Raw genomic sequence first — 8,462 nt, 5'->3', positions numbered from 1 at the left:
AGGGAGAAGGCCATACGGGTGTGATAGCGCCCCCGGGCAGCCCGTCCCGGACGGTCCGGTGCCCGGCGGTCGTTTCCGACCGGAAGCAACCGCAAGCTGACGCGATCACCCGCACGAAGGGCGCTCGGGGGTGCGGGGCACCGGGGGCGCACCGGGCCCCAGGCGCCCGCACACGGGAACAGGGGGAGGGCGTACGGTCGCCAGCCGGGGCGCGGGCCGGAACCGGCCCTCGGATCACCACCAGTAGGCGGGGTAACTCGGCGCCGAACGCCGGGTGCGGGAGGCGGCGAACGCCGTCAGCACCAGCAGGACGGTGGCGCCGAAGAGCAAGGGGACGAACCTGCCGGGAGCGGGGGCCTGGAGCACGATGACGACGGAGGTCGCGCAGGCCGGCGAGTGCGGGGTGCGGGCCAGGGTGGTGAGTGCGAGGGCGGCTCCCGCCGCGACCGCGGCGGCCCAGGCGCTGCCGTTCCCCGCCACGGTCGCCACGGCGTACCCGGCAACGGCACCGAGGAGGTGCCCCACGACGACGCTCCGGGGCTGGGCCAGGGGGAGCGCGGGAGCGCAGTGCACCAGGGCGGCGCTGGCGGCGAGCGGCGGTATCAGCACCGGCTCGTGGATCAAGGCCCCGATGGCGACGAGGCCGAGCAGGGCGGTGGTCGCTGCGCTGATGCTGTGGAGGGCGGCGCCGGGCGCGGGCCCGGCCGGAGCCCTGCCGGCGATGCGCGGGCGGCGCGGTACCACAGCGGGGGCGTCGCTGGCGAGATCGGGATCGGGTTCGGGATTCAGGACGGCTTCGGCACTCATTCGCTGCTCTCGGGGACGGTACTTCCGGGGCGGCTGCCGCGGTCCGGACGGAACGGGGCGGGCACCGGGCGGACGTCCGGGCCCCGTCGTGCTCGGCGATCGGCCCGGTCCGGCGCCTGAAGTCCCGGTAAGGCGGCGCATCCTCCCCCACCTTATCCAGCGGTTTCGCCCCGACATGGGCGGGGTGGGCGGCAGGATCGTCCCATGACCGACGTCCCCTCCGGCTCCTCGCCCGGTTTCCAGCTCCTGCACGGCGCCCCCGACTCCCCTCTCCTGCTCCACGTCCCGCACTCCGCCCGCGAGGTGCCCCCGGAGGTGCGCCGGGGCATTCTGCTCGGTGACGAGGAGCTCGCCCGCGAGTTGGACCACATCACGGACTCCCACACGGCGGAGATCGCCGCCGTCGCCGCCTCCGCGGCCGGCACGCAGCCCTGGCGGTTCGTCAACCGGCTCTCGCGGCTCGTCGTCGACCCCGAGCGCTTCCCGGACGAACGGGAGGAGATGCTGTCGGTCGGCATGGGCGCGGTCTACACCCGCACCAGCCACCGTGCACTGCTGCGGCCGAGCGGGTTCGACGCCTCGCCGCTGCTCGACCGGTACTTCGCCCCGTACGCCCGGGCGATGGGCGACGCCGTCGCGGAGCGCCTCGCGGCGACGGGACGCGCGGTGATCCTCGACGTCCACTCCTACCCGACCGAGCGGCTGCCCTACGAGCTGCACGGCGACGGCCCGCGTCCGCCGGTCTGTCTGGGCACGGACGCCTTCCACACGCCTCCCGCGCTGCTGGAGGCGGCGCGGGAGGCATTCGGCGGGTTCGGCGGTGTCGGAACCGACAGCCCCTTCGCCGGCGCGTACGTACCGCTGGAGCACTACGGCCGCGACCCGCGGGTGAGCTCGCTGATGATCGAGATCCGCCGTGACCGCTACATGAGCGAGCCGGGTGGGCCGGCGGGGCCGGGTGCGAGAGCCCTCGGCGAGGCACTGGCCGCCCTGGTCGACGCGGTTCCCCAGGGGTGACCCGGCCCGATCGGCGTAAAATCGGGTGAATGAGCCCACTCCGATACGAGCTGGTGTTCTCCGACAGCACGGGCTCGGCCCGGGACGTCGTGGTCGTGGAGCGCACGCACCTCACGGGGTCCGGAGGCCATCCGGTCTACACCGATGCCACCGGCATCATCCGCGCCGAGATCAGCGACCGGGACGAGGTGCGCATCATCGCCACGGGCGGCCACCAGGAGCCCTCCCAGGGCGTCAGGGCCCGTCCGCTCCCTGACGCAGGACCGATGGATCCGGAGGAGTCCCCCACCCGGCGCACCTGATGTGCGGTCCTCGTGCGTTCGGTCGCCCCGAAGCGGTCCGAGCGGTACGGACTGCGCAGACGGGGGTCGGACGTGGAGGGGGCCACCCCGGAGCGAGGAGGCCCCCGGACGGCCGCGCCCGCCATGCCTTCGTACCGCCACGACGACCTGGCGGGTGAGGGCCGCCGACGTCCTCGTGCGCTGCGGACCGATCCGAGCCGGGGAGAGATGTCACGGGTGCCGGCCACGCGGGTGATCGGGAGACGACTTCGCCGCCGTTGGCGCGGCGCTCGGTCGTTCCGCCCGCCGAGACGAGACAGTGGACGGGATTTTCGGCCGGACCGCCCCGGGGCCGCATCGACGTCGCGGCCGGGTGCGCTTCGCCCTCCAACCGCCCACTCGTTCGCAAAGGAACGCACCGATGACCGACGCCGACACGTCCTTCCGTGATCTCCGCGCCCTGGTGATCAACTGCACCCTCAAGCGGTCGCCGGAGCGCAGCCACACTCAGGGGCTGATCGACATCAGCACCGGCATCATGGAGCGCCAGGGCGTCGAGGTCGAGGTGCTGCGGGCGGTGGACATCGACATCGCGACCGGCGTGTGGCCGGACATGACCGAGCACGGGTGGGAGACCGACGAGTGGCCCGTCATCTACTCGAAGGTGATGGCCGCGGACATCCTCACCTTGGCCGGACCCGTATGGCTGGGTGACAACTCCTCGGTCATGAAGAAGGTGATCGAGCGGCTTTACGCCTGCTCGTCGATCCTCAACGATCGCGGGCAGTACGCGTACTACGGACGGGTCGGAGGTTGTCTGATCACCGGCAACGAGGACGGCGCCAAACACTGCGCGATGAACGTCCTCTACAGCCTCCAGCACCTCGGGTACGTGATCCCGCCGCAGGCCGACGCGGGCTGGGTCGGCCCGGCCGGCCCGGGGCCGTCCTACCTCGACCCCGGCTCCGGCGGTCCGGAGAACGACTTCACCAACCGCAACACCACCTTCATGACCTGGAACCAGCTGCACCTGGCCCGGATGCTGAAGGACTCCGGCGGCATCCCCGCCCACGGCAACCAGCGCTCCGAATGGGACGCCGGCTGCCGCTTCGACTTCGAGAACCCCGAACACCGTTAGGGCGGGCCGGAGCATCCGAGGTCCGGTGGAAGTCGGCTCCGGACCAAGCAAGTCCATCGTGCGGCCCGGCGCACCTTCACCGGACAGGTCCTGCCCGCGCGGGATCGCCCTGGCGGCCGCGGTGAACACCCTCCCCATGGCCTCGCCCCGTGGGCTCCTGGGCATACCGCCGCCGCCCTCGTCCCGCTCCTCTGCTCGACGAGGCCCGCGCCACGGAGCACTGCCGTGACGAGATCCGCCGCGTCGAGACAACCGCCGTCACCCGCGGGCCCGGTTTCCCAGGCGCGATCCGGGCCGTGCGGATCGTGCGCCGTCGCCGGAACGCGTCCACGTGGTCAGCCGATCTGACGGTGTCGTGGCGCCGGAGCGTCAGATGAGGTCGCGGTGGCGGCCCACCTTGGTGGAGAAGAGGTAGAGCGGGGGCAGGAGGGCCGCGGCGCAGACGGTCCAGAGCGCGTTGTGGGCGCCGAAGCGGGTGGCGAGGAGGCCCGCGGTGAGCGCGCCGAGCGGCAGCGCGCCCCAGGAGACGAAGCGGACCGTGGCCATCACGCGGGACAGCAGTTCCGGGGGCGACTGGGTCTGCCGGTAGGTGCGGGTGGTGATCGAGCCGATGACGGTGCCGAAGGCGAAGCCGGCGTTGCCCAGGGCGAACCAGTAGGCGTCCCCGGCCGACGTGGTCAGCGGGGCGAGCAGGAGCAGCGCGCCGCCGGTCAGGTCGGCCGCGATGACGCCCCGCGCGGTACCGAGGCGGGTGGTCACGCGGACCGCGACGGCGGCGCCTGCGAGGGCGCCGACCCCGTCCATGGCGAGGACGAGACCGAGCCGTACGGAGTCAAGGCCGGCCTCGCGGACCAGGTAGAGGGGGGTGAGGGCGACGAGGGCCGCGTTGAGGAAGTTGGCAGCGGTCGCCCAGATCATGCAGGGCCGCATGACCGGGTGCCCGGTGACGTAGCGCCAGCCCTCGCGCATCAGCCGGAGCACGCCCTCACCGGTGCGGGGCGCGGGGCGGCTCTCGGGGAGGGTGCGCAGGAGCACCGCGGAGGCCAGGTAGCTGGCGGCGTCCACGATCAGCGCGCCGACCGGGCCGGTCGCACTGATCAGGACGCCGCCGAGGGAGGGACCGCCGGTGTCGGTGACGGCATGCGTGCCGGACATGACGCTGTTGCGGGCGGCCAGCTGCCGGGCCGGGACGACGGCGGGCAGGAAGGTCGAGTTGCCGATGTCGAACAGCACCGTCGCCGCGCCGGTGACGAGCGCCGAGAGCAGCAGGTGCGGATACGTGAGGGTGCCGAGCCACCAGGCGAGTGGCAGCGATCCGAGCGCCGCGAACCGCACGAGGTCGAGCGCGACCTGGAGCCGGCGCAGCGGCACGCGCTGTGCCATGACGCCCGCCGGGAGGCTGAGCAGCAGCCAGGAGACCTGTCCGGCGGCGGCGAGCAGGGCGACCTCGAAGGCGGTGGCGTCGAGGACGGTGAGGGCGACGAGGGGCAGCGCGAGGGCGGTGACGGCGGTGCCCGCACCGCTGACGGTGGCGGCGGCCCAGAAGCGCCAGAAGACGCCCGGCTGCGAGGTCTCCTGCTCGTCGTCGCGTCGGTCGTGCTCCGGGATCGCTCGTGTCCCGCCCATACGGCGCCCACCCCCTGGGTCTAGTCAGTCTCTTTTGGGAACTCACTTGTTCCGGGTGAGTTTCTATCGGGAACCGACCTCATGGCGCAAGATGGTCCCGAGGAGCAGCCGCCGCGCGCGGAGGAGTGGAGACGCTGTGATGAGGTCGGTTCCCGAGCGGGACGCGGCGTGCGCGATCGCGCATGCGGCGGCGGTGGTCGGCGACTGGTGGAGCCTGCTCCTGATCCGGGAGACCGCGCGCGGGCACCACCGGTTCGACGCGCTGCAGGAGGAGCTGGGCATCTCCCGCAAGGTGCTCACCGAGCGCCTGGCGCACCTGGTGGAGACGGGCGTCCTGGAGAAGGTCCCGTACCAGGACAGGCCGGTGCGGCACGAGTACCGGCTGACGGAGAGCGGCCAGGGGCTGCTGCCGGTGCTGCTGTCGATGCAGGACTGGGCGGATCGCTGGGTCTTCGGCGACGGCTCGCTCAGCGGCACCGCCGACGAGGCGAGCGCGGAGGCGCGGCGCGTCGCGGGTCTGGCGGGCGAGCGGCTGCCGCGCCTGGAGCTGCCGGGTCACCGGGACGGCGTGCCGGTGGACCCGGTGACCGGCGGCTCGGCCACCGTCCTGTTCTGCTATCCGGCGACCGGGACCCCCGGCCCCCTGCCGGACGGCTGGTCGGGCATCCCCGGCACCGTCGGCTGCACGCTGGAGAACCGGCTCTTCCGAGACGCGTACGAGGACTTCCGCGCAGCGGGTGCGGAAGTGCGCGGCGTCAGCACCCAACGCCCCGACGAGCAGCGGGTTTTCGCGGTCGAGGAGGGCCTTCCCTTCACTCTCCTCTCGGACGTCGACCTGCGCCTCGCCGCCGCCCTGCGACTGCCCACCTTCCGCGCCGGGCAGTTGCTGCGGCTGAAGCGGGCCGTGCTGGTGGTGGACCGCAACCGCGTGGTGCGGCACGCGCACTTCCCGGTGACGGACATCCCGGCGGCGGTGGACGAAGCCCTGACGGAGGCGCGGCGCCTGGCAGCAGAGGACTGACGACATGAGGTTCCGAGTCGTCGCAGGCAGAGGGTGCCGCATGCCGGTCGGGGCAGCCCCCGGCCGAGACAGGCCCGTGCTCCATGGCGGATGCGGAGCCACTTGGACCGGTGCGGCCATGCGCAGGTCCGCTCGACGACTCGGCAGGTCTTGCCGAGCCCGGAGCCGTGGGCGATGCCGCGGCGGGCAATCCCCGGACCGGTGCCGCTGCGGCGAGGGGTGCGAGGGTGCTCGTCGTAGTCGTGGTCTCGGTCAGCGAAGAGTCTGCGGGTCGTCGTCGCGGGCGCGGCCGGACACCGGGCGCAAGCCGGTGTTCCCGAACGCCGAGCACCGCTGAGCCGTTCGGGCCCGGAGCACGGTCCGGAGGCCGGTTACCACCCCCGGTTTTGGTTTGTCGGACGATCATCAATACGATCCGGCGATGATCACGAGAAAACGGCTGGCAACCGGGGCCGGCGCGCTGCTCGTCGCCCTGAGCGCCGCGCTCCTGCCGACGAGCGCGGTTGCCGACGAACCAGTGGCGAAGGAATCACCCAAGGTCGAGTTGGTACTCGACGTCAGCGGCTCCATGCGGGCCAAGGACATCGACGGCAAGTCCCGCATGGCCGCGGCGAAGCAGGCCTTCAACGAGGTCCTCGACGCGGTCCCCGAAGAGGTGCGGCTCGGCATCCGCACTTTGGGCGCCGACTACCCCGGGCAGGACCGCCAGCAGGGCTGCAAGGACACCCGACAGCTCTACCCGGTGGGCCCGCTCGACCGCACCGAGGCCAAGACCGCGGTGGCCACCCTGGCACCGACGGGCTGGACCCCGATCGGTCCGGCCCTGCTCGGCGCCGCCGAGGACCTCGGCGAAGACGGGGCGACCAAGCGGATCGTGCTCATCACGGACGGCGAGGACACCTGCGCCCCCCTCGACCCGTGCCAAGTGGCCCGGGAGATCGCGGCAAAGGGGATCCACCTCGTCATCGACACCCTGGGCCTGGTGCCGGACGCCAAGACCCGGCAGCAACTCACCTGCATCGCGGAGGCGACCGGAGGCACCTACACCTCGATCCACCGCACCGACGAGCTCTCCCGCCGGGTCCGCCAACTGGTCGACCGTGCCGCCGACCCCGTCGTCACCCCCGTGGCCACCAACGGCGCGGCACGGTGCGCCGACGCCCCCCAGCTGAAGCCCGGCCTCTACACGGACCGCGAGACCTTCGGCGAGCACCGTTGGTACCGGGTGGACCTGCTGCCCGGTCAAGAACTGCGGGCCTCCGTCAGCATCTCGGCCGACCGCGCCGTCAACGAGGACTACGGCGTGTTGCTGCGGGCCGTCACCCTCCACGGCCGCGAGATCGTCCGCGGATCCGAGGCGGGCGACGGACGCACGGACGTGATCTCGACCGGACTGCGCTACCCGAAGGCCGAGGCGGACGACGACTCGGACGGGACGAAGCCGGCCGCCGAGACGGTCTGCCTCCAGGTCAGCAACTCCTTCTCCGCTCCCCCGTCGGTCAAGACGACGCCGGGCATGCCGATCGAACTGACGGTGGACGTCGTCGACGGCCCGTCCAGCGCCTCGGACGTCGCTTCCTTCGGCCTCGGCCGCGGCTGGTGGCTGCTCGGCGCCCTGGTCCTCGTCGGCTTCCTGGCCGGTCTGCTCTGGGGCTGGCTGTCCCGCTGGCGCGTCGCTGTCTGGAGGACCCACTGATGCGTACCGTACGCATGCTCGCCACGGCCGTGCTCGCGGGCGCCGCCCTGCTCGGTCAGGCTGCTCCGGCCGCCCTGGCCGACACCCCCAGCGCGTCGGCCTCTCCCTCCGAGCAGGCCGGCCCCACGGAGGCCGGCACCACCTTCCGCACCGCCGCCCGCTTCCTCCCCGGGCAGCAGGCAACGGCACAGGCCGCCACCGGTGACTACCTGTACTGGGTGTTTCCCGCCGACACCGGAGAGCGGCCGACCGTGAGGGCCACGGTCACGCTTCCGGACACGGCCCTGCGGCACGGGGCGGCCACCTGGCGCGTCGACGTGTACGACGGGCTGCGGCGGCGTCAGCCGTGCACCTACGGAATGCAGTCCCGCGCAGCGGCGAAGGACGCCGCGACCGTCGAACTCGCCTGCGCCCTGCGCCCGGTCCGGGCCTCGGCCGACGCTTGGTCCCAAGACTCCCTGCCCGGCAGCTACTACGTCCGACTGACCGTCACCGACGGCCCGGACGAGGACCTCGGGCAGCCCTTCTCCGCCCGGATCGGGGTGGACGTCGCCGACGAGGGCGGGGCCTACGCCACCGACGGCGCCCTGGCCGCGCCGCTCGTCCCGGGGGCGACCACCGCCGACCAGGCCAAGGCCGACACCGAAGCGGGTCGGACCCCCGCCGCGGAGGCGGGGGCTCCGGAGGACGGCTGGTCCTCCGGCTGGTGGTCCGACCGCTGGCTCTGGACCCTGGCGGGCGGAGTCCTCGCCGCACTCGCCGGCATCGGCGGCTACGCCCTGACCCGCGGCGCGGGCCGCCCGTCCCGGGTTCCGCCGGCCGTCTGACCCGGCTCCGGACCGACGAGGGCCCTCACCGCCCCCCTCGGGCGGTGAG

Annotated in this window: 8 protein-coding genes; 6 read left to right on the top strand and 2 right to left on the bottom strand. The window is 73.2% G+C overall.

Annotated elements, in window-relative coordinates:
• Positions 1-234: 234 nt before the first annotated feature.
• A complete protein-coding gene (locus tag ACFW2Y_RS23380) occupies positions 235-807 on the bottom strand; it encodes an HPP family protein (RefSeq protein ID WP_384882493.1) in 573 nt (190 codons plus the stop codon).
• A 204-nt stretch (positions 808-1,011) separates the two neighbouring features.
• On the opposite strand from ACFW2Y_RS23380, the gene ACFW2Y_RS23375 reads away from it, so the two are divergent.
• From ACFW2Y_RS23375 to ACFW2Y_RS23365, 3 genes are all read left to right on the top strand, one after another.
• Complete coding sequence (locus tag ACFW2Y_RS23375) at positions 1,012-1,824, top strand: N-formylglutamate amidohydrolase (protein ID WP_384882490.1); 813 nt, start codon at positions 1,012-1,014, stop codon at positions 1,822-1,824.
• 29 nt (positions 1,825-1,853) lie between these two features.
• Entirely contained in the window at positions 1,854-2,126 is a 273-nt protein-coding gene (locus tag ACFW2Y_RS23370) for a DUF6296 family protein (protein ID WP_384882487.1), read from the top strand.
• Positions 2,127-2,526: 400 nt separating this feature from the next.
• Positions 2,527-3,243, top strand: coding sequence for a flavodoxin family protein (locus ACFW2Y_RS23365; protein WP_384882484.1), 717 nt, complete (start codon positions 2,527-2,529; stop codon positions 3,241-3,243).
• Positions 3,244-3,612: 369 nt separating this feature from the next.
• Here the strand turns inward: ACFW2Y_RS23365 and ACFW2Y_RS23360 are convergent, their stop codons facing one another.
• Positions 3,613-4,869 carry an MFS transporter gene (locus ACFW2Y_RS23360; RefSeq protein ID WP_384882481.1) on the bottom strand — a complete coding sequence of 419 codons (1,257 nt, stop codon included), beginning with the start codon at positions 4,867-4,869 and terminating at the stop codon, positions 3,613-3,615.
• 139 nt (positions 4,870-5,008) lie between these two features.
• On the opposite strand from ACFW2Y_RS23360, the gene ACFW2Y_RS23355 reads away from it, so the two are divergent.
• The 3 genes from ACFW2Y_RS23355 (at position 5,009) to ACFW2Y_RS23345 (ending at position 8,413) form a co-directional block, all read left to right on the top strand.
• Complete coding sequence (locus ACFW2Y_RS23355; RefSeq protein WP_384882478.1) at positions 5,009-5,890, top strand: winged helix-turn-helix transcriptional regulator; 882 nt, start codon at positions 5,009-5,011, stop codon at positions 5,888-5,890.
• Between the two features lie 421 nt (positions 5,891-6,311).
• On the top strand, positions 6,312-7,586 hold the full coding sequence (locus ACFW2Y_RS23350) for a VWA domain-containing protein (protein WP_384882475.1): 1,275 nt from the start codon (positions 6,312-6,314) through the stop codon (positions 7,584-7,586).
• Positions 7,586-8,413 (top strand): hypothetical protein, encoded by an 828-nt coding sequence (locus tag ACFW2Y_RS23345; protein ID WP_384882472.1) that lies wholly within the window; start codon positions 7,586-7,588, stop codon positions 8,411-8,413. The genes ACFW2Y_RS23350 and ACFW2Y_RS23345 overlap by 1 nt, the downstream gene beginning before the upstream one ends.
• The last annotated feature ends 49 nt before the right edge of the window (positions 8,414-8,462 follow it).

The sequence above is a fragment of the Streptomyces sp. NPDC058877 genome, from assembly GCF_042742855.1.
Lineage (GTDB): Bacteria > Actinomycetota > Actinomycetes > Streptomycetales > Streptomycetaceae > Streptomyces.
Note: the sequence above shows the minus strand (reverse complement) of the source record. Positions and strands in the feature narration are given on the sequence as shown.

Coding starts and splice junctions, on each gene's coding strand:
- ACFW2Y_RS23380 (WP_384882493.1), bottom strand. CDS start 807: ATGAGTGCCGAAGCCGTCCTGAATCCCGAACCCGATCCCGATCTCGCC.
- ACFW2Y_RS23375 (WP_384882490.1), top strand. CDS start 1,012: ATGACCGACGTCCCCTCCGGCTCCTCGCCCGGTTTCCAGCTCCTGCAC.
- ACFW2Y_RS23370 (WP_384882487.1), top strand. CDS start 1,854: ATGAGCCCACTCCGATACGAGCTGGTGTTCTCCGACAGCACGGGCTCG.
- ACFW2Y_RS23365 (WP_384882484.1), top strand. CDS start 2,527: ATGACCGACGCCGACACGTCCTTCCGTGATCTCCGCGCCCTGGTGATC.
- ACFW2Y_RS23360 (WP_384882481.1), bottom strand. CDS start 4,869: ATGGGCGGGACACGAGCGATCCCGGAGCACGACCGACGCGACGACGAG.
- ACFW2Y_RS23355 (WP_384882478.1), top strand. CDS start 5,009: ATGAGGTCGGTTCCCGAGCGGGACGCGGCGTGCGCGATCGCGCATGCG.
- ACFW2Y_RS23350 (WP_384882475.1), top strand. CDS start 6,312: ATGATCACGAGAAAACGGCTGGCAACCGGGGCCGGCGCGCTGCTCGTC.
- ACFW2Y_RS23345 (WP_384882472.1), top strand. CDS start 7,586: ATGCGTACCGTACGCATGCTCGCCACGGCCGTGCTCGCGGGCGCCGCC.